Source organism: Jilunia laotingensis (assembly GCF_014385165.1).
Classification (GTDB): Bacteria; Bacteroidota; Bacteroidia; order Bacteroidales; family Bacteroidaceae; genus Bacteroides; species Bacteroides laotingensis.
Map to the genome: position 1 here is coordinate 3,422,117 of NZ_JACRTF010000001.1, position 26,509 is coordinate 3,448,625.

At 42.1% G+C, this 26,509-nt stretch carries 21 protein-coding genes and 1 pseudogene; 11 read left to right on the top strand and 11 right to left on the bottom strand.

Features of this window, described 5'->3' with window-relative positions; translation table 11 throughout:
- Nucleotides 1-11 precede the first annotated feature (11 nt).
- Nucleotides 12-1,109: an efflux RND transporter periplasmic adaptor subunit gene (locus H8744_RS13100; protein ID WP_305067373.1), complete on the bottom strand. Its 1,098-nt coding sequence runs from the start codon at nt 1,107-1,109 to the stop codon at nt 12-14.
- 1 nt (nt 1,110) lies between these two features.
- The gene (locus H8744_RS13105; RefSeq protein WP_262435260.1) at nt 1,111-2,376 is read right to left on the bottom strand and encodes a TolC family protein; all 1,266 of its coding nucleotides are present in this window, start codon (nt 2,374-2,376) and stop codon (nt 1,111-1,113) included.
- Nucleotides 2,377-2,652: 276 nt separating this feature from the next.
- Between H8744_RS13105 and H8744_RS13110 the strand changes: the two genes are divergently transcribed.
- The 5 genes from H8744_RS13110 (at nt 2,653) to H8744_RS13130 (ending at nt 6,975) form a co-directional block, all read left to right on the top strand.
- Nucleotides 2,653-2,853 carry a hypothetical protein gene (locus H8744_RS13110; RefSeq protein ID WP_262435261.1) on the top strand — a complete coding sequence of 67 codons (201 nt, stop codon included), beginning with the start codon at nt 2,653-2,655 and terminating at the stop codon, nt 2,851-2,853.
- Nucleotides 2,854-2,936: 83 nt separating this feature from the next.
- Nucleotides 2,937-3,629, top strand: a complete 693-nt coding sequence (locus H8744_RS13115) for an HAD family hydrolase (RefSeq protein ID WP_262435262.1) — start codon at nt 2,937-2,939, stop codon at nt 3,627-3,629.
- A gap of 67 nt (nt 3,630-3,696) precedes the next feature.
- Nucleotides 3,697-4,605, top strand: coding sequence for a class A beta-lactamase, subclass A2 (gene bla / locus H8744_RS13120; RefSeq protein ID WP_262435263.1), 909 nt, complete (start codon nt 3,697-3,699; stop codon nt 4,603-4,605).
- Between the two features lie 130 nt (nt 4,606-4,735).
- Nucleotides 4,736-5,446: a DUF3784 domain-containing protein gene (locus tag H8744_RS13125; RefSeq protein WP_262435264.1), complete on the top strand. Its 711-nt coding sequence runs from the start codon at nt 4,736-4,738 to the stop codon at nt 5,444-5,446.
- Nucleotides 5,447-5,472: 26 nt separating this feature from the next.
- Nucleotides 5,473-6,975 carry a putative Ig domain-containing protein gene (locus H8744_RS13130; RefSeq protein ID WP_262435265.1) on the top strand — a complete coding sequence of 501 codons (1,503 nt, stop codon included), beginning with the start codon at nt 5,473-5,475 and terminating at the stop codon, nt 6,973-6,975.
- Between the two features lie 95 nt (nt 6,976-7,070).
- Here H8744_RS13130 and H8744_RS13135 read toward each other — a convergent pair whose 3' ends face one another.
- The 4 genes from H8744_RS13135 to H8744_RS13150 form a co-directional block, all read right to left on the bottom strand.
- Nucleotides 7,071-8,021, bottom strand: coding sequence for a Dyp-type peroxidase (locus H8744_RS13135; RefSeq protein WP_262435266.1), 951 nt, complete (start codon nt 8,019-8,021; stop codon nt 7,071-7,073).
- A 61-nt stretch (nt 8,022-8,082) separates the two neighbouring features.
- Nucleotides 8,083-9,750, bottom strand: coding sequence for a family 43 glycosylhydrolase (locus H8744_RS13140; RefSeq protein WP_262435267.1), 1,668 nt, complete (start codon nt 9,748-9,750; stop codon nt 8,083-8,085).
- A gap of 114 nt (nt 9,751-9,864) precedes the next feature.
- Nucleotides 9,865-10,407, bottom strand: coding sequence for a 30S ribosomal protein S16 (locus H8744_RS13145; protein ID WP_262435268.1), 543 nt, complete (start codon nt 10,405-10,407; stop codon nt 9,865-9,867).
- A 107-nt stretch (nt 10,408-10,514) separates the two neighbouring features.
- Nucleotides 10,515-11,405, bottom strand: coding sequence for an AraC family transcriptional regulator (locus H8744_RS13150; RefSeq protein WP_262435269.1), 891 nt, complete (start codon nt 11,403-11,405; stop codon nt 10,515-10,517).
- Between the two features lie 162 nt (nt 11,406-11,567).
- On the opposite strand from H8744_RS13150, the gene H8744_RS13155 reads away from it, so the two are divergent.
- From H8744_RS13155 to H8744_RS13175, 5 genes are read left to right on the top strand one after another with little or no spacing between them, the layout of a single operon-like run.
- The gene (locus tag H8744_RS13155) at nt 11,568-12,824 is read left to right on the top strand and encodes a TolC family protein (RefSeq protein WP_262435270.1); all 1,257 of its coding nucleotides are present in this window, start codon (nt 11,568-11,570) and stop codon (nt 12,822-12,824) included.
- A gap of 12 nt (nt 12,825-12,836) precedes the next feature.
- Entirely contained in the window at nt 12,837-13,736 is a 900-nt protein-coding gene (locus H8744_RS13160; protein WP_262435271.1) for an HlyD family secretion protein, read from the top strand.
- Nucleotides 13,737-13,755: 19 nt separating this feature from the next.
- A complete protein-coding gene (locus H8744_RS13165) occupies nt 13,756-15,216 on the top strand; it encodes an ATP-binding cassette domain-containing protein (protein ID WP_262435272.1) in 1,461 nt (486 codons plus the stop codon).
- Between the two features lie 5 nt (nt 15,217-15,221).
- Entirely contained in the window at nt 15,222-16,376 is a 1,155-nt protein-coding gene (locus H8744_RS13170; RefSeq protein ID WP_262435273.1) for an ABC transporter permease, read from the top strand.
- A complete protein-coding gene (locus tag H8744_RS13175; protein ID WP_262435274.1) occupies nt 16,373-17,497 on the top strand; it encodes an ABC transporter permease in 1,125 nt (374 codons plus the stop codon). The genes H8744_RS13170 and H8744_RS13175 overlap by 4 nt, the downstream gene beginning before the upstream one ends.
- An 838-nt stretch (nt 17,498-18,335) precedes the next feature.
- On the opposite strand, the gene H8744_RS13180 is transcribed toward H8744_RS13175, so the two are convergent.
- From H8744_RS13180 to H8744_RS13200, 5 genes and pseudogenes are all read right to left on the bottom strand, one after another.
- On the bottom strand, nt 18,336-18,764 hold the full coding sequence (locus H8744_RS13180; RefSeq protein WP_262435275.1) for an Hsp20/alpha crystallin family protein: 429 nt from the start codon (nt 18,762-18,764) through the stop codon (nt 18,336-18,338).
- Nucleotides 18,765-18,991: 227 nt separating this feature from the next.
- The gene (locus tag H8744_RS13185; protein ID WP_262435276.1) at nt 18,992-19,462 is read right to left on the bottom strand and encodes an alanyl-tRNA editing protein; all 471 of its coding nucleotides are present in this window, start codon (nt 19,460-19,462) and stop codon (nt 18,992-18,994) included.
- 3 nt (nt 19,463-19,465) lie between these two features.
- A pseudogene (locus H8744_RS13190) lies at nt 19,466-20,163 on the bottom strand (KilA-N domain-containing protein).
- Between the two features lie 406 nt (nt 20,164-20,569).
- Nucleotides 20,570-22,606: an excinuclease ABC subunit UvrB gene (gene uvrB, locus H8744_RS13195; RefSeq protein ID WP_262435277.1), complete on the bottom strand. Its 2,037-nt coding sequence runs from the start codon at nt 22,604-22,606 to the stop codon at nt 20,570-20,572.
- Nucleotides 22,607-22,699: 93 nt separating this feature from the next.
- A complete protein-coding gene (locus H8744_RS13200) occupies nt 22,700-25,162 on the bottom strand; it encodes a hypothetical protein (protein WP_262435278.1) in 2,463 nt (820 codons plus the stop codon).
- A 303-nt stretch (nt 25,163-25,465) separates the two neighbouring features.
- On the opposite strand from H8744_RS13200, the gene H8744_RS13205 reads away from it, so the two are divergent.
- Entirely contained in the window at nt 25,466-26,500 is a 1,035-nt protein-coding gene (locus H8744_RS13205; RefSeq protein ID WP_262435279.1) for a glycoside hydrolase family 43 protein, read from the top strand.
- The last annotated feature ends 9 nt before the right edge of the window (nt 26,501-26,509 follow it).

Genomic DNA, 26,509 nt, shown 5'->3' on the forward strand with positions numbered 1-26,509 from the left:
TCCCTCCGTTGTTACTCTGCATTCAATGCATTATAAACCAGCAATGTATTTTTGTTCAGTATCCGCTCTCCTTCGGTTAAACCCGAAGAAAGGTAGCAGTCCTTACTCAATTGCTTGTAGATTTCCACTTCCTTTATTTCCAGTTTGCCATTATCAGCCACGGTTACTACATAATTTTTTCCCCCTTCGAAAACGATGGCGTGAGAGTCAATGCGTGGAAGCTTACGGTCGGAAGACTTGCTTATCACAAATACGTTGGTGAACATGCCGGGCTTCAACAGATAATTTTCGTTGGTGAGCTTTATGCGGATGTTCATGGTTTTGCTCTCGTTATCCAGCATGTTATATACCTTATCGATGTGTCCGGCAAACTCTTTCCCGGGATAAGCGAGGGTAGTGATTCGTACAGGGGCTTCCTCATGTACTTTGCTGATATCGCTTTCGTAGACGTCTGCCATGACCCAGACATTTTCCAGGCCGGAGATGGTAAACATTTCATCGTTTTGGTCGGAACGCAACTGCATCTCTTTGTTGATATTCTTCTCGACAATGAATCCCGACACGGGAGCTTTCACTAGGTAAACCGATTTTCCTGCCAGATGGTAGATGGAGAAGATCTCTTCTATTCTTTTCTCTTCAGCTTCGGCATTGCTCACTTCCTGGCGGCTTTGCAGTACATCGCGCTCTGAAGCCATGCCGGAAGCATACATATCTTCTGTCGATTGCAGGTTGCGGCGGGCTATGATGAGTTGTTGGGCAGCTTCTTTTTTTTGTTTTTCGTAGTCTGCTACTTCTCCGCTACGAATGGTGGCAAGTATGTCACCTTTGCGGACATGATCGCCAATTTCGGCACGTACCTCGGTAACAGTTCCTCCGAAGATAGGAAATACACGGGCTACCTGTTCCTGATTGAAAGTGACTCTGCCGTTGAGCGTTAATTCATCGGTCACTTCATCGATGCGGACAGTATCGACCGATACTATGCTTCTTAGGCTGTCGGTCAGGAAAAGTTCCTGAGATGTTGGCTGTGGTGTAACGGAGGAGTCTGTGCAAGCGCCCAATAAGGCGGCACAAAGACAGGCGGGTAATAAAATCCGGTTCATATTCATATTAGTAGTTAAATACAGTTTGTCCGACAATTGTGTTTAGATTTTCCATCGCGAGCAGTATGTTCTTTTTCAACTCGTATAGTTGTAGACAGGTCTCTTTATAGCTTTGGTAGTAATCGATGAATTCCAACATGCTGATGTTACGCTTTTGGAAATTTTCGTTTACCCCTTCGATGAGGTGTCCGAAATTTTGTTCCAATTCGTCATTGGACGAACGGCATAGTTCTACAGCTTTCTGCAATTGGCTGTAAGCAGAATAAAGTTCTTTGTGCGCCTTCTCGATGGCATATTCTTCTTCTTTACCGTTCTGTTGTATATCTAGTTTTGCGGACTTGATATTTCCCTGGTTGCGATTGAAGATAGGAATGGAAAGGCTGATTCCTAAAGCGAAATAATTATTGATAAAGTTGCCCGCCCTGTCGTATATCCCTTTTACGGAGAATTCGGGCGCAGCGAGTGAACGTTGAAGTTTCAGGTTGGCTTTGGCTGCGTTTACATTGGCTCGTGCCATCTTCAGGTCGGGACGGAGGGCGAGCATATGGCTCAGATCGGTGAAGGAGACGGCAGCGGGGTCTGCTTGTCTCAGCATTGTGTCGTCCAACAATAAGTTTACTTCTTGTCCTACAGGAAGGTTTAATAATAAGTTCAATTCTCCTTTTCGTTCGATAAGATCGTTCTCCTGCTCGTTTCTCTCTTTCCTTAGCGACAATAATAGGGCTTCCAGCCGGGAACTTTCCATGAGAGAGACATTCCCTTTGCTCTGTTGCATTTTAGTGGCTTGCAGCAGTTGGCTGACGGATTCTATTTCTTTGTCATATATTTCTAACGAACGAGTGAGGTAGTAAACTTCTACGAAGGTCGTGTTCAACTCGCTGCGCAGTGTACGTAACACTTCTTCAAACTGATAGCCGGCAATCTCTTTATTAACTTTTTCCAGACGAACTCGTTTGTTCCTTTGTCCGGCAAGATTGATAACTTGTTCTATCTCTACACCGGATTCTCCTTCTTTTCCCACATCAAAATATTTGCCGTTCAGACGGTTATATATATTTTGTTCAAGTGATATTACTGGGTTGTCGAACAGTTTTGCCTGGGCTACTTGTGCTTCTGTCTTATCGATGTTATATCGTTCGGCAATCAAAGCCAGGTTTCGTTCAAGGAATATTTTTTCCGCCTCTTTTAGTGAGAGTTCTAAACAATTTCCTTGTGCATATAAGCCCTGTCCGCAGAGTGAGATAATGAATAAAATAATAATCAGCCTTTTCATCTTTTCTATAATTTGGCGCAAAAGTAAGGCTCTCCTTTCGTAAGACCGCCCGTAGGCGATTATAATAAACTAAGATGAAATTAGAAAGTGATTAGAAAAGTGCATTTTTTCTTAGGAGTTTAGGAAGATAAGCACCTGCTATATTTTAAGTAGCAGGTTGTTTATAGCAGAGGTTGCCTTCCTTTGTTTATAAGGTACGGTCATTATCTTCTGAAGGTATGATGTTTTACACCCCCATGTTTCGCAGTGAAACATGGGGGTGTTTGACTGTCAGACATGTACATGTTTAACAGTGAAACATGGGGGTGTAAAACATCGTACCTTAACTGTCTTCACTTGTTTTGTTCGGACTGTCCGGTAGGCAGGACGGCACTCGACATGTCGATAAAAGGCTTTACGGCTCATCTTCAGGCGATAGAAGAGCAATCGGTGTCAAAAGCCGGGGAATACCGATACGTCACTCGGCTGAACAGATAAGCTTTTATTGCACATATGGATGCCCCCTTTTGCGTCAAATTAGGAAAATTCAACTAACTTTGCCGCACAAAAAACTATAGAGTATGAAACAAACTTCAGATTTGTCATCTAAATATCAATATCTTCTTTTTGATCTTGACGGCACTTTAACAGATTCGATACCGGGCATCACCCGTTCCGTAGCTTATGCACTTTCCTATTTCGATATCCATGTGGACGACCTTAATAAGTTACGTCCCTTTGTCGGACCGCCTTTGCGGGAGTCTTTCGGAGAGTATTATCAGTTTACGGACGAACAGATAGCAAAGGCCATAGACAAGTATCACGAACGCTATGCCGACAAGGGACTTTATGAGAATGAAGTCTATGCGGGCATTCCTGAGTTTCTGGAGAAAGCCCGTAAACAAGGTTATCAGTTAATGGTAGCTACCTCCAAACCGGAAGTGTTGGCAAAACGTATTTTGAAACATTTCCATCTCGATAGCTGTTTTTCTTTCATCGGTGGGAGCGGCATGGACGGTTCGCGTTATACTAAAGCCGATGTCATAGATTACGTCTTGCATGAGAACGGAGTCACGGATCTGAGTAAAGTCGTCATGATCGGTGATCGTAAACATGACATGATAGGAGCCGGGAAAGTGGGAATAGACTCCATCGGTGTGCTTTACGGATACGGTGATCGTGAAGAATTGAGCGAAGCAGGAGCCGGTTATATCGTTGATGACGTAGAAGGGTTGGCGAAACTTCTGTTGAAGGACGAATGTTTGGACAGATAAAACTTAAGAAAGCGCTGATGCTTTTCTGACTTCTGCAATTTTTGTGACATTATAATATTAGAATGGTATGGTAAATGATAAGATAGTCTTGAAATCGGTTCGTTATATTTTGTTGGTGTGCCTTTTGTCGGTAGTATCGTATGTACAGGCGCAACGTTCGTTGAAGGACGATATAGATTCATTGCTGCAAGGGAAAAAGGCAACGGTAGGAGTGGCTGTCGTTTATGACGGACAAGCACCGTTCACTTATAACAATGATCACCGTTATCCTCTGATGAGCGTTTTTAAATTTCATCTGGCATTAACCGTACTCGATCATTTGGATAAGGATGATCTGCCACTCGACACGGAAGTATTTGTGGGCAAGGCTGATTTACTTCCCGATACGTGGAGTCCTCTCAGAGATGCGCGTCCGGAAGGAAATTTTAAGATATCGGTTGCCGACTTATTAAGATACAGCATCTCACAGAGTGATAACAATGCTTGCGACATTCTGCTTCGCTTTGTCGGTGGTACGAGAGCAGTCGACAGCTATGTGCGGGGATTGGGAATAGAAAACTTTGAAATCAAGGCGACGGAAGAGCAGTTGAATGAAGCTTTTGATTGTCAGTACCTCAATTGGGCAACACCGCTTTCTGTCATTCAGTTGATGGAAAAGTTTCACCGTGAACCCATGTTCGAGAATCCTGTGTATAAAGAGTTTTTGCAGGAAACGTTGATAGAGACTTCCACGGGCAATGACAAATTGAAAGCCGGATTGCCCGAAGATGCCGTCTTGGGTCACAAGACCGGTTCTTCCGGACGAAACAAAGAGGGAATAAAAGCGGGCGACAACGATATGGGATTTGTGCGTTTACCTGATGGCAGGCAATATTCGATTGCCGTCTTTGTGAGTGATTCCAAAGAAGATGATAAAACAAATGCTGCCATTATAGCCGGAATTTCCCGCAAAGTTTATGAGTACGGCAGACGGTGAAGCCGGATCAGCCATTAATGTTTTCAAACTCATATTTATCTTTAACAAATTAGAATGAATGACAAGGTGGCAAGTGTTTTTTGAAGAATAATTCTTATATTTCGGAGTCATTTATTATTCAAAGGCAAAGATGGAAACTACAATTCTAACAACAGCTTTTATCCTCATCGGTCTTGGGGTGCTGGTAAAGCGTTTTCCGATACTCATAGCAGGATATAACACGATGTCTAAAGAAGAGAAGCGCAATGTGGATGTAAAGGGCTTGTCCACATTCATGTGTTACAGTCTTGTAGGTTTGGGAACAGCGGTTTTACTGTTTTATTACGCTTGTCTGGGGGTAGGGCATGCCGATTGGGCAAGTTACTGTTATTTTCTGCCTGTGCTTTACATTCCGTATCTTATTCTCAAAGCGAATAAGTTCGACCATAATCCACCGAAGAAAAGCCGGAAGTATGTGGTTGCCTTCAGTATGGTCATTGTTGCGGTAATTGCCTCTTTTATGGTGTATGGCAGTGCGCCCGCCGACATAAAGGTGAAGGGGAATAAACTTGTTTTCACAGGTATGTACGGGACTTCCCGGGCATTGAGAGAGATTTCGGAGATTCGCTTATCGGATACTTTGCCGGATGTGACGCTCCGTTTGAACGGGTTTTCTATGGGAGGCACGAATAAGGGATGGTTCAAACTCAGGGAAGGAGGATTGTGCCTGATGTTCCTTGCATCGCATACTAAACCCTACATCGTCTTCACTGAGAAGTCCGGTAAAGAAATCTTTTTCAACTCGAAGAGCAGTATCCTTACGGAGGCGTTATATCAAGAGCTGAAAACTTTGATAAAATAAGGTTGGCTTTATATACTTATACTCATATGAAAAATCTACGATCATTCTGGTTCCTCTGCGGACTGTTATTCATTTGTTCTGCAACTGTTGCGGCAAGTACCCGAGCATCGGGTTCACCATTTCAAGGAACTCCGGTTATCAATGCTCCCTGTGCAGTCGGGAATTATCCGGCATCACCGTTCCTGTTTTATATTCCTACGACTGGAAAACGTCCGATTCGATGGGAAGCCCACGGATTACCCGAAGGCTTGACATTGGATGCCAATACCGGAATCATTTCGGGGACGGTCTTTCGGAAAGGAGAATATACCGTGACATTAACGGCAAGGAACGAATTGGGCACCACCACGCAAAAGTTGGCGATACGAATCGGTGATGACCTATTACTGACTCCTCCGATGGGATGGAACAGTTGGAATACTTTCGGACATCATCTGACTGAAGAATTGGTATTGCAAACTGCCGATGCAATGGTGGAGAACGGTATGCGTGATTTGGGGTATTCATATATCAATATCGATGATTACTGGCAATTGCCCGATAGGGGTGCCGACGGTCATATACAGATTGACAAAACGAAGTTTCCGCGCGGAATAAAGTATGTAGCCGATTATTTGCATGAACGTGGTTTCAAGCTGGGCATTTATTCGGATGCTGCCGATAAGACTTGTGGAGGAGTATGCGGTAGTTATGGATTTGAAGAGACAGATGCGAAAGACTTTGCCGATTGGGGAGTCGATTTATTAAAATATGATTATTGCAATGCACCGGCAGGACAGGCAGAGGCTATGGAAAGATATGCCAAGATGGGGCGGGCATTGAAAGCTACAGGGCGTTCTATCGTTTTTTCTATTTGCGAATGGGGACAGCGTGAACCTTGGAAATGGGCTAAGCAGGTGGGCGGACATTATTGGAGGGTATCCGGTGATATCAGTGATATGTGGAATAAGGAGGCTACGGAGATGGGGGGATTACGTGGAATTATGAATATCCTTGAGATCAATGCCCCGTTGAGTGATTATGCATCTCCTTCGGGATGGAATGATCCCGATATGTTGGTGGTAGGTATTGGGGGTAAGAGTATGACGAACGGGCATGGAGCTTCGGGAGGCTGTACATTGGAACAGTATAAATCACATTTTAGTCTATGGTGCATGATGGCTTCACCGTTGCTATGCGGAAATGATGTGAGGCAGATGAATGATTCCATATCGGGAATTCTCCTCAATCCGGATTTGATTGCCATCAATCAGGATATACTCGGGAAACAGGCGGAAAGGGTGATAAGATCCGATTATTATGATATTTGGGTGAAACCTCTTGCGGACGGTCGTAAGGCGGTGGCATGCTTCAACCGTGCTACTTCTCCGGTCGATGTCGAACTGAATGACAAGACGGCAAAAGATTTATCTTTGGAACAAGTCTATGATATAGAAACAAAAAACGTGCTGCAACCGGAGGGAAAGATGTTTGTAAGGCTGGCACCTTATCAATGTAAGGTGTTTGTTTGCGGTAAAGTTGGCCGGTAAAAGATGGCTTGGAGATTAACTCAACTGATTCTGTATATAACGACGCTGCCGCCCAAAGTCAGTCCGACTTTGGGCGGCAGCATCGTTAGCTGGCATCAATCTCCCAGTTTATTCAGGAGGTCGTAGGAGGGAACAAAGAAAAGTGTCCCCGTCAGTGGCGTGCTGAAGTCCAGTAAATGGTCGGTATTGCCGACCGGATTGCCGATGAACATGTTTTCAAGCATTTGCCGGGTGGTAGTGAATGTACTTGCATAGGCTATGAAGTACGTACCGTATTCTCCTTTCGAAGTATTAGCCCAAGGCATATTGTCGCGTATGATTTTTAAATCGTCACCAATGTTGGTTACGGCATTATGCGCATTCTTGGGCTTTTCTTCATCCGATAATTCGACATCATCATATTTATGGCGGCCTATCACCTTCTCCTGTTCTTCTACGGGAAGTGCATTCCATGCAACCATGTCATGGATGTATTTCTGCACAAAGACATAGCTTCCCCCGACAAACTCGGGCGCGTCATCGCTGATCACACCGAAATGATAGGGATTGGCATCTACTCCCGGGTTTTCGGTACCGTCCACGAATCCTATAATGGCTCTACCGTCTCTGTACCTGAAACCATGTGTCTCATCGATCGAGTATACGACTCCTCGAAGTTTCTCGTCAATGATAGAAGCAAACTCATGGCATAATCCCATCTTTGTGCAACGGATGTGGAATAAGATATCACCGGGTGTGGATACAGCGATAAACTTACTTCCCTTGATCTCTTTGAAAGTTTCCAGTTCTTTGGGTGTTCCTTGCTCCGGGAACAGACGTTTCCAGGCATCGGCACCGAATCCCATCGTGCAACTGAACTTCATATCCGGGTAACGGTTGCGCATGCTACGTATCAGTGCTGAAAAGTTTGCACAGACATCTTTTACCTTATCAAGAGTCTCGGATGATTCTTTCAGGCCGTAGACTATAAATATGGCATTTTCACCTGGCTTTTTGGTTACGTCTTGGGGAAACTTTCCGTTGAATGGATTTTGGTTTGAGTTCATATCATTTGTTATTTGGTTATGATGTAGTTTTACATTATAACCAAATAACGCCCCTTTTGGTTCACTTGGAGCGATGAATTCCAGCCTTTGACTTTCTATCTTTTCCGAAGACTTTCAGTTCGAAAATGCTGAGTGAGTTTTCTGCATTTACCTTGTCCAAACCGTCGGCAGTGGGAGGTAAGTTTACGGCTCCTGCAATGGTCAGACGTATAAATCTGGCTTTTACCGGAGATTTCTTCGCAGGGGTATCGGTCACAGGAGACTTTTCAACTCCGCTTTTACTGCGGTCTGCAAATATTTTCCAAGCATCGCTTTGAGATGCCTCGGAGAGCGACGAGGCTTCTTTCTGGCTCAGATATTCGAGTTTGTACAGGTAGGTTCTGCTGGTGAACTCGAAGATGGTTTCTATCTCATCTACCCGGCAGTTGCTGCCTAAATCCACGATCAGCCAAGGATTTGTTGCACCGACACCGGCATCCCAGCGTGTTCCGTAGTTTTCATCCACCGCATAGTTACCGTTGTAACGGAAGGAGATATCGTGAGTGCGGTATCTTGGTTCAAAAACCGAACTGTCATATTCTCTTGCCGATGAAACAAGTGTCTGTTTGCCTAATGCGATGTTTATCCGTTTATCCGCAGGCACTTTCGTTGTCACCATTACTCCTTTGTGGGTAGGCCGTATTTTTTGTATGCTTCCGTCGGGATTAAAGAACACTTCATCTATGCACGTTTGCCGTTTACTGTCAACAAACGGGTAGTGCTGTCTGTGGTAAGCGATGAATGTACGGCCTTCATAATCGAACATGGAGTGGTGCCCCGGTCCCAGAATATGATTCTTGTCGTCACGTTGCAGGATAGGCTCCTCCATCGACCGGTGGATTTCCCGGTAAGGGCCGGTGATATTTTCGGATACAGCGTACCTTACATTGTAGTTTTCGCTTCCGTTAAATGACCACATCAGATAATACAGGTTGTTCCTTTTATATATGTAAGATGCTTCGAAGGCATTATTTATTTCATCTATCTGTGCATAATGATAAGTACCGATAAATTCATTGGTATTGCTGTGGTTGAACCGGGGATCACTATTGTCTATGAATATCCTGCCGGACGTATCGAATTTCAGTTTCATGATCTTGAAATGCCAGGCATCGATGCTGATGTACATCGTATGGTCATTGTCTATAAAGAACTGCCCGTCATAACCTTGGAACATCATTTTGCCCGGTGCTGCTCCGTTCGCATCTTCCCAGGGACCTAGAGGGTGGTCGGACATCGCTACAAATACTTTTGAATCGATGCTGTACATCAGATAATATTTCTTTGTATCCGGATGGTATTCGATGCTCGGTGCCCAGACGGCCACCGTTCCTGCCTGGTCTGTCCATGATTTCGGAAAGGTGACGATTTCGTTTTTCCATGTCTTGCAGTCTGTTGAGTACCAGACTTGAGCCGGATATACATTTCCGCCTCCGGCACCGTCATTCGTACCGTATGCATAGAACATGTCGGTTTTAGGATCATAATAAAAAGAGGCATCCGCGAGATAAGCCGGAACCGTGGGATTTCCTGTTTGCATGGAAAAGACATGCAGATCGGTGATATCACCGTTCGCTTCGGAACGGGTGGTTTTAGAGTGTTGGAGGGAATTCTGTCCGTTCACCGGGAGGTTGGCAAGGACGAGTACTGCCGTAGCGATGGCTACAGGGATAATCTTGTTTTTTCTCATCGTGTTGTGTATTACTAAGTGTGTATATTCAGGGTAACTATAAAAAAATCCTCTTCGGCAGTGCCAAAGAGGACCCTTATAGTTTTAATCCCATTTGTTGAAACGTGCCTACTGTTATTCAGCAGCTTCTGTAGCAGGAGCCTCTGCCGGAGCAGCTTCTTCCGCTGGTGCTTCAGCAGCAGCCTTAGCGGCAGCTTCTGCGGCTTTCTTTTCAGCCAATGCTTTAGCTTTTTCTTCGTTTATTTTCTTTTCAGCTTCTAAACGTACTTTAGCTTCTGCTTTCTTGGCTTCGTCTTCTTTGGCTTTCAATGTAGCCAAACCTGACTGCTTGTTATTCTTCCAAGCCTGGAATTTAGTTTCAGCTTCTGCTTCACCGAATGCGCCTTTAGCCACACCACCAAGGAGATGCTTCTTCATGTAAACACCTTCGCGTGAAAGGATGTTGCGTACGGTGTCTGAAGGTTGCGCACCTTTCAGTACCCATGCTAATGCAGCATCGAAATTCAAATCTACTGTAGCAGGATTGGTGTTCGGGTTGAAAGTACCAATCTTCTCAATAAATTTACCATCACGTGGTGCTCTGCTGTCTGCAATTACAATTGAATAAAACGCGTAACTTTTACGTCCGTGTCTTTGCAATCTGATTCTAGTTGCCATTTTTAATAATTGTTTTTAATAAATGATTTGAATTAATGCTATTATCTCGTAATAGCGGGCGCAAAGATAGTTCTTTTGTTTGGAACTGACAAGTATCCTGCTGATTATTATTTCTTTTGGTACTCCTGCGGTGTCATTCCGGTCATTCTTTTGAAAAATTTGCAGAAGAAAGAGGGGTTTGGAAAGTTCAGTTCGTCAGCTATTTGGTAAACCATTAAGTCGGTATGTTTCAGCAATACTTTTGCTTCGAGGGTGACAGACTGGTTGATCCAATCCATCACTGTCTGGCGGCTTGTCTGACGGATGACGGTGTTCAGATAGCGTGGAGTCAGGAAAAGTTTGCCGGCATAAAAACTCACATTTCGTTCGGTTTTGCTGTTTTCGTTGACAAGGCTGATAAAGCGGCGGAAGATTTCTTCATGATGCGTAGGTTCCGAATGGCTTGCTACTTGATATCTTTTCTGCATATGTCTTATTTCATGCATTAAAGCGGTTGTCAAATGCCGTATTACGTCTCTGCGGAAAGGGGATTCTTGTACTGTCTGCCAAAGAAGGGAAAAATATAGGTCGGTAGTGTGCCATTCCTGCTCGGTTAGGTTGAGTACGATACCTTGTTTAAGGTAAATGTACTCGGGTAAATCTTCTCTTATGGTTTCTTGAAGTATGTTTACTCCCGGGACGATGGCTTGAAAATCATAGTCGGGTGTGAATTGAACGATCTGGATGATAGAGTTCGGAGGGGTAACTACCAAGGTTCCCGGGCATATGTCATAGTCGATCAGGTTGATGGAAAGCCGGGCTTCCCCTTTCAGCGCACGGATGATTCGTCCCTCTTTGGTACGGTAGGGTTGGCCGGCTTTGACCAGCTCACTGCGCAGTCCGGCAAAACTGATGGCTATTCCGAAATCAGAATTGATGAAGCGGTATTCGTTATGTTCGGCAATACGGCTGTCTCTCAGATGTTCCAGGTTTAAGTCGAGTGGTTTGTTCTTCTCCATGATGTTTATTGGATTTTCCTGCAAAGATAATGAAATGTGTCCCTTTTTCTACTTTTTCATTGTAGAATCGAACTATCGGAACATTATTACCAACTATTGGAACCGGGTTGCATTGGCGAATTGCCTATATTTGCAGAAAATAAAATCAATGAAACAAGGAGTATGAAAAGAATCATTTTCTCACTGGCTTTCTTAGGATTTGCAACTTGGATGTCCGGACAGGTCACACTCGAAGAATGCCGGTTGAAGACGCAGGAGAATTATCCGATGGTAAGCCAATACGGGTTGATAGAAAAAGCGAAGGAGTACAACCTGAACAATGCTTCTAAAGGATATCTGCCACAATTTGCGCTTTCGGCAAAAGCGAGTTACCAGAGTGATGTTACGGAGCTTCCGGTGAAAATTCCGGGAATAGATGTCAAAGGATTGCCGAAAGACCAGTATCAGGTGATGATCGAACTGAAGCAGAACATTTGGGACGGAGGCGAGATTCATTCCCGGAAAGAGATGGCACTTGCTGCTTCCGATGTGGAGAGGGAAAAGCTCAATGTGGACATGTATGCCTTGAATGAACGGGTGGATCAGGTCTATTTCGGTATTTTGCTTCTTGATGAACAGTTGGTGCAGAACCGGTTGTTGCAGGAAGAACTGGAGAGAAGTTACCGGCAGATCAGTGCCTATATGGATAATGGGATAGCGAGTCAGTCGGATCTGGATGCCGTAAAGGTGGAGCAACTGAATACCCGGCAGAAGAGGGTGGAGCTGGCAGCTTCCAGACAAGCGTATATTCGTATGCTTTCTTTGTTGACCGGTGATGAATTGACTGATGATACGGAATTGAGCAAACCGTTGACGAGTGAAGTATCTCCTTTGGCAGAAGTCCGTCGTCCGGAGCTGATCTGGCTGGACGCACAAAGTAATCGCCTCAAAGTACAGGAAGATGCCTTGAAGGCTGGCTATCTGCCTCGTTTGGGATTATTCGTTCAAGGTGCTTACGGCAATCCGGGATTGAACATGCTCAAAGATGAATTCACTCCTTTTTATGTGGCGGGACTACGTTTATCTTGGAATTTCGGAAGCTTGTATACATTGAAAAACGATCGGAGACTGATAGCCAACAGCCGGAAGCAGTTGCAGAGCAATCGGGATGTGTTTCTGTTCAATACGAAATTGCAGGCTACGCAGCAGAACAGTGCGATTTTGTCGATGCGTAAGCAGATGCAGGATGATGATGAAATTATCAGACTGCGAACGAATATACGGAAAGCTGCCGAAGCGAAGGTGGCAAACGGTACACTTACGGTAACGGATTTGTTGCGTGAAATCACATCGGAGAGCATGGCAAAGCAGACGAAAGCTTTGCACGAGGTACAACTGTTGATGAATATATGGAAACTCAAATATACAATAAACGAATAAAATAGACTTGTTATGAAAACAATAAAACTGATAGGATATGTTTTGGGGGTATCACTTTTGACAGCTTGTGGAGGAGGATTGCCCGCCTATGATGCTACGGGTACGTTTGAAACGACTGAAGTCCTGGTCTCTTCCGAAGCGGCTGGCAGATTACTCCGTTTTGATATCGAGGAGGGCAGTGTGTTGCAAGCCGGTGAGCAGGTAGGATTGGTGGATACGGTGCAACTGTTTCTGAAAAAAAGGCAACTGGAAGCAAGTGTGAAGTCAGTGGAGGGACAAAGACCGGATGTCCTGAAACAAGTTGCCGCCATCAAGGAACAAATTGCCACGGCAGAAAGAGAGAAACACCGGGTGGAGAATCTGTTAAAGGCAGGTGCTGCCAATCAGAAGCAACTGGATGATGCAGATGCTCAATTGGAAGTGTTGAGAAAGCAATTGATTGCTCAGGGATCGACGTTATTGAATAGCCGGGAAAGTCTGACATGGCAAAGTTCCTCTGTCGGAATACAGGTGGCGCAGATAGAAGACCAATTGATGAAATGCCATATCATTTCTCCCATCAACGGGACGGTATTGGCGAAATATGCCGAAGCCGGGGAGTTGGCTGCAATGGGGAAGCCTTTGTTTAAAGTGGCGGACATGGATCAGATGTATATACGCGCCTATATAACGTCAGAGCAGTTGGCAAAGGTGAAATTGGGGCAGAATGTGACCGTTTATTCAGATTATGGGAATGATGAACGGAAAGAGTATCCGGGCGTGGTGACATGGATATCCGATCGCTCGGAGTTTACCCCCAAGACGATATTGACCAAGGACGAACGTGCCAATCTGGTTTATGCCGTTAAGATTGCGGTCAAGAATGACGGTTTCCTCAAAATCGGAATGTACGGAGGGGTCAAGTTTGAATGAGAATAAATGGATCGAAGGAATGGAAGCTGCAATAACAGTTGATCACATCAGCAAGCGGTATGGCAAAGTGGAGGCATTGAAAGAGGTCTCGTTATCTGTCAGACCGGGAGAAATATTCGGGCTAATCGGGCCGGACGGGGCGGGGAAGAGTACACTCTTTCGTATACTCACCACTTTGTTGTTGCCCGATAGGGGTACGGCTGTAGTCGGTGGATGTGATGTGGTGAAAGAATATAAAGAAATCCGTCAGCGGGTAGGTTATATGCCCGGCCGGTTCTCTCTCTATCAAGATCTGACAGTGGAGGAGAATCTGAATTTTTTTGCAACTGTTTTTAATACTACCATTGAGGAGAATTACGATCTGGTGAAAGATATATATCAGCAGATCGAGCCTTTTCGCAAACGCCGTGCCGGAGCTTTGTCCGGGGGAATGAAACAAAAGCTGGCATTGAGTTGCGCCCTTATTCATAAACCGGATATCTTGTTCCTCGATGAACCGACTACAGGAGTAGATCCGGTTTCAAGGAAAGAGTTCTGGGAAATGTTGCATCGGCTGAAAGAACAGGGGATAACCATTATCGCTTCAACTCCGATAATGGATGAGGCCCGGCAGTGCGACCGTATCGCTTTTATCAATGAAGGGCAGATACACGGGATAGATACACCGGAAAGAATCCTGCAACGATTTGCCTCCATACTTTGTCCGCCCGGATTGGAACGGGGAGAAACAGGATACCAGAATGAATACGTGATTGAAGTGGATGGTTTATGCAAGTGCTTTGGCAGTTTTACTGCCGTAGATCATATTTCATTTAAGGTAAAGCGTGGCGAGATCTTCGGCTTTTTGGGAGCCAACGGAGCTGGTAAGACCACTGCCATGCGTATGCTTTGCGGATTGAGCAAGCCTACTTCCGGAACGGGGCGTGTGGCGGGATTCGACCTCTCTACCCAATCGGAAGAGGTGAAAAAGAACATAGGTTATATGAGCCAGAAATTTTCACTTTATGAGGATTTGAAAGTCTGGGAGAACATCCGACTTTTTGCCGGCATTTACGGTATGAAAGAGAAAGAGATTGAAATAAAAACCGATGAGTTGCTCGATCGCCTCGGATTTGCCTCGGAACGGGATACGTTGGTAAAAAGCCTCCCTTTGGGATGGAAGCAGAAACTTGCGTTCTCCGTTTCTATATTTCACGAACCCCGGATTGTGTTTCTTGATGAACCTACGGGCGGGGTGGACCCGGCTACGAGGCGACAATTCTGGGAATTGATCTATCAGGCGGCAGACCGTGGAATTACTGTTTTTGTGACGACTCATTACATGGATGAGGCTGAGTATTGCAACCGGGTTTCTATCATGGTGGATGGCCGCATCGAGGCACTCGATACACCGAATAAACTGAGAGAGCAGTTTCATGCTGCAACAATGGATGACGTATTTCAACAACTGGCCCGTAAGGCCGTTCGTAAAGCCGATTGACGCTTATGAAACAGTTTATAGCTTTTGTAAGAAAAGAATTTTATCATATCTTCCGTGACCGGCGTACCATGCTTATCTTGCTGGGGATGCCTGTTGTGCAAATCATACTCTTTGGTTTTGCTATTTCTACGGAAGTAAGGAATGTCCGCGTGGCTGTACTCGATCCGTCGAATGACGTGATGACTCGCCGGATCATCGATCAGTTGGAAGCGAGTGAATATTTCAAAATAGAACGGTTGGTGCATTCCCCGGAAGAATTGGAGACCGTCTTCAGGGAGGGCGATGCGGACATGGCTGTGGTATTCAGCCCGCAGTTCATGGATGATATGTACAGCGGGGATGCTCAAGTCCAGCTTGTGGCGGATGCGACCGATCCCAATATGGCTACTACGCGGACAAATTATGCTTCGGGTGTCATAGCCTCCGTACAACAGGAGATGCTACGGGAGATACTTTCAAAGTCCCAAGCCGCTTCGATGTCATCCGGAGTTTCTGCCGTCTCCTCTTCGGGTGGTACATTAGTGCCTGATTTGAAATTATTGTATAATCCGCAGATGAAGAGTACATATAACTTTGTTCCCGGGGTGATGGGGCTTATTCTGATGTTGATCTGTGCCATGATGACCTCTATCTCCATTGTCCGTGAGAAAGAAACGGGGACTATGGAAATATTGCTTGTGTCACCTGTGCGCCCTTTGTTTGTGATACTTTCCAAAGCGGTGCCCTATTTTGTCTTGTCTTTTGTCAATCTTGTGACGATACTTTTACTGTCCGTTTACGTGTTGGAAGTTCCGGTGGCGGGCAGTCTGTTCTGGTTGATAGCCGTATCGCTGCTTTTTATATTTGTTTCATTGGCATTGGGATTGCTTATCTCGTCTGTGACCCGGACACAGGTGGCGGCTATGCTGGCTTCGGGGCTGATACTGATGATGCCGACAATGATCCTTTCCGGAATGATTTTCCCGATAGAAAGTATGCCTTTGGTGCTACAAGGGATTTCTGCCATCCTTCCGGCACGTTGGTATATTCAGGCAGTGCGCAAACTGATGATCGAGGGAGTTGATGTTACTTTGGTGATGCAAGAGATCGGAATCCTGGCATTGATGGCGGTGGTACTGATCACTATTAGTTTTAAGAAGTTTAAAAACAGATTGGAATGATAAAGTTTCTCATTGAAAAAGAATTTAAGCAGTTGTTCCGTAACTCTTTCTTGCCGCGGCTCATCCTGCTCTTTCCCTGTATGATAATGATTCTCATGCCTTGGGCTATGAATCTGGAAATCCGTAACGTAGCCTTGAATATCGTTGATAATGATCATACCACGACTTCCCGCAGGCTGGTTGAGAAGATAGCTGCCTCCAGCTATTTCCGCTTGACGGGGCTTCCGGATTCTTATTCCGAAGCTCTCCGGAATGTAGAAGCGGGGAATGCCGATCTTATCCTTGAGATTCCCCGGGATATGGAACGTGAATTTATGAATGGCAATTCAGCTCATGTACTGGTTGCCGCAAATGCGGTTAACGGTACGAAAGGCGGACTCGGAGGTGCATATCTTTCAACGATTGTTAATGAATATGCCCTGCAACTGCAAGAAGAAATGCCGCAAAATGTCCAGACTACTTTCGTTACAAATGGGAAACTGCCGATAGAGTTGTCCACTCTGAATCTTTTTAATCCGAACCTGAATTATAAACTGTTTATGATTCCCGCGTTAATGGTGATGCTCCTTACCCTTATTTGCGGTTTTCTTCCTGCCCTCAATGTGGTTGGGGAAAAGGAGGCAGGTACTATCGAGCAGATTAATGTAACACCGGTTTCCCGTTTTACTTTCATTATTGCCAAATTATTGCCGTACTGGATTATCGGTTTTGTTGTACTTACCATCTGTTTTCTTCTAGCCTGGTTGCTTTATGGGATTGTGCCCGTTGGTAACTTGGGGCTAATTTACTTTTTTTCCGTGCTATTTGTATTGGCGATGTCCGGGCTTGGGCTGGTTATTTCCAATCATTCGGCAACGATGCAGCAGGCGATGTTCGTCATGTGGTTTTGTATGCTGATCTTGATTCTGATGAGTGGTTTATTCACTCCCATTAGCAGTATGCCCGGATGGGCGCAGGCAATTACAGTTCTGAACCCGTTGAAATATCTGATGGAGGTCATGCGCATGGTATTTCTGAAGGGAAGTAGCCTCATGGATTTGTTGCCTCAACTATTCGCTTTACTGCTCTTTGCAACAGTTTTGAATTTTTGGGCGGTGATGAGTTATAAGAAAAGGATGTAGCCTGATGCAGGATAACTCGAAATATAGAATTGACGAATTGTCATTTTGTTTTTTAGAAGTGCTGTCAGTGCGAAAATTACGTTCTGGTGTAGGCTTGTTGTAGAAGAATGGATTGTAGGACAGTTAGAATTTTCCCATGTGTCATTGAAATGACATATACAGGCTCCCTTTTTGCGAATTGTCATGTCATCTTGTTCTAAAAGTAAAATGATGTCGCCATTTCTATTTCTTATTGTTATATTTGATTGTACCAGTTTGTGGAAGTAGTTAGAAGAAAACGAGCAAGCGAATTTTCTTTTTTATACATTTCAAGCCCTCATTTATTGGAAAAGGATACTTTGTCTGAAGGAGATAGTAGTTCCATCTGATGAAAATTAATATTTTATTTGTTGGAAATGGTAGTTTCATCTATCGGAAATAGCTATTTTGTCTGATAAAAATGACTGTTTTTACCCTTTTTTCATGTGATTTATTAGGGGAAAGCTCCTTGTTTGGTGCTATTTCGTCTCTTTTAGAAAACAGTGTGGTTAGTAAAATACAGGGAAAAAGACTATATTGTTGTAAAGTAGTGTCTTTCTGTGTCTTTTTGAATGTGGCAGATGTTGAACTCAAAGTGCGTAGGAGGGAAATATACAGGCTGAATATAAATAAAAGCATATCGTCACATTGAAAAGTGAACAACTAATAAGTGAACAGTTTACTCTGGTACAAATAAAAGGGACTGACTAAAACAGCTCTTCTAAACTAATTCCTCTACAGATATTTATAGAAGAATCTTTATCAGAGTTCTTTTTTTAGTCAATCCCTAAGTGACGTTATCGTAGATTCTGTCTTTTAATTATTTTATCTCGATGGTTCTTTCAGCTTTCTTGACTTCTTCTTCGCTGAGTTTAGGTAATTCAATTGTCAACACACCATTTTCTACTTGGGCGGATATCTTTTCTTTATCGACATTCTCCGGAAGAATCATGGTTTGCTGGAATTTGGAGTATGAGAATTCGCGACGAAGATAGCGACCGTCCTTCTTATCCTCTTTGTCTTCTATCTTTTTCTCCATAGAAATAACAAGATTGTTATCCTCATCGATACGGATGTTGAAATCTCCCTTAGTCATTCCCGGAGCAGCAACTTCTACTTTGTATCCATTTTCTGTTTCGATTACATTGATAGCTGGTGCGGTTGCGTTGGCTTTAGCCATCCATTCATTATCAAAGAAATCATTGAAAATACTTGGTAACCAGTTTTGAGTTCTTCTAACAGGCATCATAATTTTAATCTCCTATTTTTAAATTAAACAATCAGTTAATTATAGAACTCTTGCTTCCTTTCAGGAGCTTTGTTCGATAATTTAAGTGCAAAACATATGCCAGTGCATTTTTGTTCCTGTATTTGACTATTTGTCATTAATCAGGTGCCAATATTTCACTTTTTATGCCATTATGTAACTGATATTTGTTTATTTTATATAAGTAGGTGGATTTTTGATGCTATTTATCACTTGATGAGCTTGAATCTCATTCGTAGAACTTTCCGTTCTTCATCATAATCATAACTAATGATTTTGAATGTCCCGATCTCTGATGTGTTTTCGACATGTTGGCCGATACATGCGCAGGCATCGTAATCTCCGATCCGGACGATTCGTAATGTTTCGCTGGCATCTTCAGGTAACTTGCTAAGATCGACAATCTTCTTAGCATCTTCCTGTGGCATAAACTCGATGGTAACAGGAAGATTTTGTCTTATGACTTCATTTACCTTATCTTCTATGGCCTGTATCTGTTCATCGCTCGGGCACGTTGAGAGTTCGTAATCACATTTACTCTTCTTCTTCTCAATATGAGCATTCCTCGAGCGAGGGCATCCGAAGGTTTTTACCATAGTGGCATTAAGTAAATGTTCTGTTGTATGCATAGGAGGATACTCCTGCTTGTTGTGGTCGTTGAGTTGTGGTTGTTGTTCCATAAATTATTTCAATAACTTTTTATTATTAATATCTTCAAGAATACTCATTTGTTGAATAGCAATCTGATTTAATTTAATAAGTCTGTCTTTGGGGGTAGACCTTCATTAATAAATACTGCATTTAGGTTTTCCATGTTTGATAAACAGATTAGCTCATTGATAGAAGCATAATCACGAATATTTCCTTTCAAATCGGGATGTAGTTCCCGCCACTCTACTGCTGTCATGCCAAACATAGCTACATTAAGTATGTCTGCTTCGCTGGCGTAGATTTTAGATGCTTGTTGAGGGGTTACTTCTTTGGGAATCAGATTTTGCTTTATAGCATCTGTATGGATATGATAATTTATTTTAGACAGTTCTCGTTTGGCAGACCATTTAATCTGAACTTGTTCTTGTTCTTTGAGTCGTTGGAATTCAATAGCACTGGTTGTTTCTATCCATTTTTGTGGTGACAGAGTAAATGCATTTAAACCTGCTGCTTTTCTAACCCCCTCGAATTCGAGGGGGTTAAAATTGGGATTATACAATGTTTCCCATAATCCTAAATATTCAATAGTCATTCTATTACGTAGCCAATTGGCAATAACGGCATTGGAATCTGTTGTCTTGTATTTAGCTATATCGGTTAGGGAAATGTAATCTGTATCGTTGATTTTTAAAATAGTAACGTCTGTCTTCTGAACTGTTATCTTTGCCATACTCTAATTTTTTAGTAAAGGTAAAGTTATATTTTGAAATAAAGAAATGGTGTATAACTTTTTATTCAGGCTGTGCTAAATTCAAAAGGAATATCTTTATGTGTGTATGTTCCTATTACTATTTATGCGTAAAATGGTAGGGTTGTATTGAGTTTTACAATATTTTAGAAACACCTAATATATAGGTATAAAAAAAGGAGTACCGCTGTACTCCAACCTTTGTTAACCTTAAATCTAATACTATGAAAAACACAATGCAAAGGTACGTATTCTTATGAAAATAGCAAATCTTATCTTAAAAAAGAGATGGCTTATAACTTTTATTTAAAAATAAAACGAATATTGAAGCTTTATTAAGTGTTTTACTTATGACTTCGAAGCAATTCGGGCTTATATTCATTAGGGTCTAATCGCTCCATTTCTCTTTCATAAGGTTTTCCAGTTTCAAGAGTTCATCTCTATATTGTGCTGCTTCGATGAACTCCAACTTTTTAGCCGCTTCGTGCATAAGTTTACGGGTACGTTCGATACTCTTCTGCATCTGAGCCTTAGTCATATATTGTACCACAGGATCGGCAGCTATATTGGGATTTGATGGCTCTACATAGGCATGTCTTTCTTTCAAAACTTCATTAGCTTCGGCATTGCTTCCACCGAATACCGAGAGATTGCGTGCTTTTTTAATCTGTTGTGGGGTAATACCATTGACTTCGTTATAGGCAAGCTGTTTTTCACGGCGCCGATTGGTCTCATCGATGGTAAGTTTCATGCTGTCTGTTATTTTATCTGCATACATGATTACTTTTCCATTCACGTTTCGGGCAGCACGTCCCGCAGTCTGAGTCAATGAACGGTGAGAACGAAGAAAACCTTCTTTATCAGCATCAAGAATAGCGACAAGCGATACTTCCGGTAAATCGAGTCCTTCGCGCAGCAGGTTCACACCGATTAATACATCATAAACACCTTGACGAAGATCATCCATGATCTTCACACGTTCCAGTGTGTCGACATCGCTGTGGATGTAGTTGCAACGAACATTATTGTTGAGAAGGTATTCGGTCAGTTCTTCCGCCATGCGTTTGGTCAGAGTGGTGACCAAGGTACGTTCCTCTTTTTCTATTCGTATTTGGATTTCTTCCATTAAGTCGTCTATCTGATTGAGGCTGGGACGTACTTCGATGACCGGATCAAGCAAACCGGTAGGTCTGATAACCTGTTCCACGATAATACCTTCGGACTGTACCAGTTCATAATCGGCAGGTGTGGCACTGACGTAAATTACCTGTTTGGCCATGGCTTCAAATTCTTCGAATTTTAAAGGACGGTTGTCCATGGCAGCAGGCAAACGGAAACCATATTCCACAAGATTTATTTTACGAGCTCGGTCGCCTCCGTACATTGCACGTATCTGGGGCACGCTTACATGGCTTTCGTCAATTACAATCAAAAAATCATCAGGGAAGAAGTCAAGCAGGCAATAGGGGCGGGTACCGGCTGCACGTCCATCGAAATAACGGGAATAATTTTCTATGCCGGAGCAGTGACCGAGTTCACGAATCATTTCCATGTCGTATGTCACACGTTCATAGAGCCGTTTTGCTTCATATTCTTTTCCGATAGATTCGAAATAAGCTACTTGTTTGGTCAGGTCGTCTTCTATTTCATGAATAGCGCGTAAAGTGGCTTCTTTGGTGGTCATAAAAAGATTGGCGGGATAAATCTTATACGATTCGAATGTGGCAATCGTTGCTCCCGAAATCGGATCTACTTCTTCAATGCCGTCAATTTCATCTCCCCAGAAAGTGACCCGGAGAAGTTTGTCGGAATATGCAAGATATATGTCGACCGTATCACCTTTGACGCGGAAGTTTCCACGGTTCAGATCAATGTCGTTACGTACATACAGGCTGTCAACCAATCGGCGTAAAAAAACATTGCGATCCATCATACGTCCGCGTTGGATATCTATGACATTATTATAAAAGTCAGAAGGATTTCCCATACCATATATGCATGAAACGGATGAAACGACTACGACATCCTTTCGTCCTGAAAGAAGTGCGGAGGTAGCAGCAAGTCGTAATTTGTCGATTTCATCGTTTATGGCAAGATCCTTTTCAATGTAAGTGTCCGAACTGGGCAGATAAGCTTCCGGTTGGTAATAATCGTAATAGGATACGTAATATTCAACCGCATTATTAGGAAAGAACCCTTTGAATTCACTATATAACTGAGCAGCCAATGTTTTGTTATGGCTCAGAATCAGTGTAGGTTTATTGATATTGGCAATAACGTTGGCTATCGTGAATGTTTTTCCCGAGCCGGTTACTCCTAATAAAGTTTGTGCGGGAAGCCCTTCTTTTACACCTTCGGTCAGTTGGGCAATCGCCTCCGGTTGGTCACCAGTAGGTTTATATGCGGATGTCAGTTCAAAATTCATATTTTTACCTCTAAAAAAGTTAGCAATATTCGGGAAAATAGTCGATATAAACAAATAGTTTTTCTAAATAATTGCTATAATACATTGAAGAAGTTATTTTTCTTGTTGTCCGCTGATTACTTCATTGAATGTTTTAGTGTAATCGGTGTTTAATATGGTTTTGTATTCGTTACAGAATGCGTCAAAGGCAGCTTTAGCCAATCCGGTTCTTCCATTCTTATACAGTGCCTGACATTTTAGTATTAATGCATATTCATCAGTTTTATCATGAGCGAACATGATGTTTGCTATTTGTATCAATAGTTCGTTGTTCTTTCTTATGAATTCCTGATTAGATAATTTTATGGAGATGTCTAATATGGAATTGGAATAATCGGATTTGAATCGGTCCAGCCAATCGGTTTGTACATAGGGTAATAATTGTCCGGCTAATAGATTTAGCGGGAAATTGTGAATCTCCTGTGCCGTGATCGAATGACCGTTTTTTATCTGATTTATGAATTTGCATACTTCCACATAATCACAATATGTCTGAGTAAATTTGATAGACCAATAAGTGCTTTCTTTCACTAATTCGATTCCATCCAGTTGTTCCAGTAGCAGTTTTAACTTTCTGATATTTACCCGTCTGTTGTTTTGGGCACTTTCATCTTCCTTGTCAAACCATAAAAGCTCTCTTAAGGTTACATTGGATATTCCTTTGTGATTACTTTCACTGTACAAAATTATTAGGATAATCAACTGTTTCAGTATGGGAGTAAACGATTTGGTTATATCCTTTCCATCACGATCCCACACCTGAAATCCGTCTAAAAAGAGAATGGACGATTTCTTACGTGGAGTCGGAGGGGTTGTTTCGTCCGGAATGAGTACTGGACTAGTCATTTTCTCTACGTTTTTTGTTAAGTGTTTATTAGGTTGCTTTTTCTTTCTAAAATAAAAATATCCTCCAAGCACCCCACATCCCATCAGTATGAGGAATAGATAGAATAAATAAGAAGAATCAGCCTCTTCCTGCAAGGTGTCTTTTATGTCTAGAGGTGGATAGGCTAATGAATATATATTTATATCAGACTCATTTTCATGATTGTAATTGGTAACAGCGTATAGTTGAGATTGTATGGAATCATAGAAGAGCGTGCAGAATGAGTTCACATCGTTAAAAGTGAAAGGAATTGTATCTGCATAATTGGTTGAGTTTCCATTATCTAGATCGAATGACTTTAAGAGAATGTAACTGTTCGAACAGTCGTTCGGAAAACATAATGCATAGAATTTATTATTCTTTTCATCTACAATGATGTTATTTCCAACTACGTAATTATCATTGTTTTCATTCTCGATACTCCACAACTTCTGTGTTTTAAAGTTTTGTGTATCTATTGAATATAAGTCATAATAGTTGATGATACCTAGCTCTTGTTTACCTTGCGGGTTTCCGCATCCTCCAAAGAGGAGTATCGTATTTTTGTTTTTGAATCCGGCACCGCTGAGATAGCGGGGAAAAATTTCTCCTTCATAAGAAACTGGTTGCCAATTGTCATCCAACCGTTGTTTTTTAAGTATTTTATTTTTATACTGATAATTACCATAGCCTCCGAAAATATACAGGCATGAATCGAAAGAGGAAATAAATGCATTATGTTGGGAATAATCCGGATTTTTAATTTCCGGATCATTATTCGACCAGGATTGATTGGCAAAATTGAAAAGAGATAAGTTCTTATGTTTATCGAAATCATACGACCATAGTTCATGATAATATGGATTGTATATGGTCTGATTATTTTTTTCTATATAAGGTACTCCCTGTATCGGATAGATCGTATCCGCTTTGTTTTCCGTAGTGGAGTACCAAAGAATAAATGAACTGTTAGAGAAAAATATCTTATTATCTGAGGTCAGTACTTGGCAAATTTGTGTATAAATAGGTAATTTGAATGATTCTATTTTATTCCATTTAATATGTTTATTTATTTCCCATGTAGGATTAGTTACTGTGGCTGGAATACTATGCAAACTGTCCAAGCTGGCAAATTCCGAGTGTTTGCTTAGTGGCCAGTACGCTACGGTCTTTCCTTCTTCATTAGTGATTTTTATATTACGGATACTCATCGGTGGAACATCCGAAGCATGGAATCCGGGTTGTACGGAATAACCGAAATTGAACTTCACATTTTTAAGAGTAATAGGGGTGAAGTTCTCTTTGAGCGATTGATCATTAAAAGAAATTTGTACGCAGTTCGGTTGTATGTGACATTGAATATGTGCCCATGTATTCAGGAGATAATCTTCAAGCTGTTCATTTTGAAAGGTCAGATATATATTATTTCCTTCAATAAGGTTTAATGAGCGTTTCATTGGAGAGAAATTGGCAATCAGGTCAAAACTTCTTTCTTTATTGATGATAATACGGAAGATATATCCGTAATTATGTAATTCCGGTCTTAATTTGATATCAAAATCTAATATGAAACCATTGCCTGCATCAAATTGAGGCGATGCTTCCAGAGATGTTCTCTTTTCTTTGATGGCTGTATGAGATGCAAAATACAAACCAGATGAAATATTTTGTGATCCTATAAAACACGATTGTAAGATTAAGAATAGGAAAAAAATGTTTTTTCGCATAATATTGGGCGTGGTTATTTCATGCAAAGGTAATATGGTTTATGAAATATGCAAAGAAAAAAAATATAAATTTAAGTGACAGGTGATTAGGTGTCGAAAATTAATATTTTATTAATGATTTAGGCTTTGATATGTTTTCCTATTGCTTTTTGTTAATGATTTATTAATGCTTTTGTTTACGTCTCATGTCTATTTTTGTTATGAATTAATCATATAAATAAGAAGAACATGAAATTATTGATTGCTTTATTAAGTTTTACGCTTTTAACGGCTTGTGAACACATAAAAGAGGAGAGTAGTGGAAATCCTGCCATTGAAGGATGGTATGCAGATCCCGAAGGAGTTGTATTTAACAATGAATTCTGGATTTACACGACTTTGTCTGATTTATCTCCGGAAGTAAAAGAAAATGCTCCCGAATTGAAGAAAAAAACAAGGGCGGTGCATCAAATTTATAATGTTCAGACTTATTTGGATGCTTTTTCTTCCAAAGATTTGGTACACTGGACTAAACATCCTAAAGTTTTATCTATCGAAAACATAAAATGGCTTGAATTTGCTTTGTGGGCACCTGCGATTATCAAAGCGAATGGAAAATATTATTTGTTTTTCGGAGGTAATGATATACAGAATGATAATCAATGTGGAGGAATTGGTGTGGCGATCGCTGATAATCCTGCCGGACCTTTTAAAGATGCTTTAGGAAAACCGTTGATTGATAAAATTATAAATGGTGCCCAACCCATCGATCAGTTTGTTTTTCGGGATGATGACGGTAGTTATTATATGTATTATGGAGGATGGCATCATTGCAATATGGTGAAATTAAGTCCTGATTTATTGAGAATTGTTCCTTTTGAAGACGGTACATACTATAAATCCGTTACCCCGGAAAATTATGTTGAAGGACCGTTTATGTTAAAACGCAATGGAAAATATTATTTCATGTGGTCGGAAGGTAGTTGGGGAGGTGCGGATTATAGTGTGGCATATGCTATTGCCGATTCTCCATATGGCCCATTTGATCGGGTCGGGAAGATTCTTCAGCAAGATGATAAAATTGCTACAGGTGCAGGACATCATTCCGTCATACAAATTCCGGGAAAAGATGAATGGTATATTGTCTACCACCGCCGTCCGTTGGGAGATACAGACCAAAATCATAGGCAGGTTTGCATAGATAAGATGTACTTTGACGAAAATGGGTATATAAAACCTGTAAAAATGACATTTGAGGGAGTGAAAGCAATTGAAATTGACTAATTCGGATAT

Bases quoted from the DNA above. Each gene is read 5' to 3' on its own strand.
- bla (WP_262435263.1), top strand. From the start codon at position 3,697: ATGGTAAATGATAAGATAGTCTTGAAATCGGTTCGTTATATTTTGTTG.
- H8744_RS13170 (WP_262435273.1), top strand. From the start codon at position 15,222: ATGAAACAGTTTATAGCTTTTGTAAGAAAAGAATTTTATCATATCTTC.
- H8744_RS13135 (WP_262435266.1), bottom strand. From the start codon at position 8,021: ATGAACTCAAACCAAAATCCATTCAACGGAAAGTTTCCCCAAGACGTA.
- H8744_RS13130 (WP_262435265.1), top strand. From the start codon at position 5,473: ATGAAAAATCTACGATCATTCTGGTTCCTCTGCGGACTGTTATTCATT.
- uvrB (WP_262435277.1), bottom strand. From the start codon at position 22,606: ATGAATTTTGAACTGACATCCGCATATAAACCTACTGGTGACCAACCG.
- H8744_RS13150 (WP_262435269.1), bottom strand. From the start codon at position 11,405: ATGGAGAAGAACAAACCACTCGACTTAAACCTGGAACATCTGAGAGAC.
- H8744_RS13115 (WP_262435262.1), top strand. From the start codon at position 2,937: ATGAAACAAACTTCAGATTTGTCATCTAAATATCAATATCTTCTTTTT.
- H8744_RS13155 (WP_262435270.1), top strand. From the start codon at position 11,568: ATGAAAAGAATCATTTTCTCACTGGCTTTCTTAGGATTTGCAACTTGG.
- H8744_RS13175 (WP_262435274.1), top strand. From the start codon at position 16,373: ATGATAAAGTTTCTCATTGAAAAAGAATTTAAGCAGTTGTTCCGTAAC.
- H8744_RS13110 (WP_262435261.1), top strand. From the start codon at position 2,653: ATGTACATGTTTAACAGTGAAACATGGGGGTGTAAAACATCGTACCTT.
- H8744_RS13205 (WP_262435279.1), top strand. From the start codon at position 25,466: ATGAAATTATTGATTGCTTTATTAAGTTTTACGCTTTTAACGGCTTGT.
- H8744_RS13140 (WP_262435267.1), bottom strand. From the start codon at position 9,750: ATGAGAAAAAACAAGATTATCCCTGTAGCCATCGCTACGGCAGTACTC.
- H8744_RS13125 (WP_262435264.1), top strand. From the start codon at position 4,736: ATGGAAACTACAATTCTAACAACAGCTTTTATCCTCATCGGTCTTGGG.
- H8744_RS13105 (WP_262435260.1), bottom strand. From the start codon at position 2,376: ATGAAAAGGCTGATTATTATTTTATTCATTATCTCACTCTGCGGACAG.
- H8744_RS13160 (WP_262435271.1), top strand. From the start codon at position 12,837: ATGAAAACAATAAAACTGATAGGATATGTTTTGGGGGTATCACTTTTG.
- H8744_RS13165 (WP_262435272.1), top strand. From the start codon at position 13,756: ATGGAAGCTGCAATAACAGTTGATCACATCAGCAAGCGGTATGGCAAA.
- H8744_RS13145 (WP_262435268.1), bottom strand. From the start codon at position 10,407: ATGGCAACTAGAATCAGATTGCAAAGACACGGACGTAAAAGTTACGCG.
- H8744_RS13100 (WP_305067373.1), bottom strand. From the start codon at position 1,109: ATGAATATGAACCGGATTTTATTACCCGCCTGTCTTTGTGCCGCCTTA.
- H8744_RS13180 (WP_262435275.1), bottom strand. From the start codon at position 18,764: ATGATGCCTGTTAGAAGAACTCAAAACTGGTTACCAAGTATTTTCAAT.
- H8744_RS13185 (WP_262435276.1), bottom strand. From the start codon at position 19,462: ATGGAACAACAACCACAACTCAACGACCACAACAAGCAGGAGTATCCT.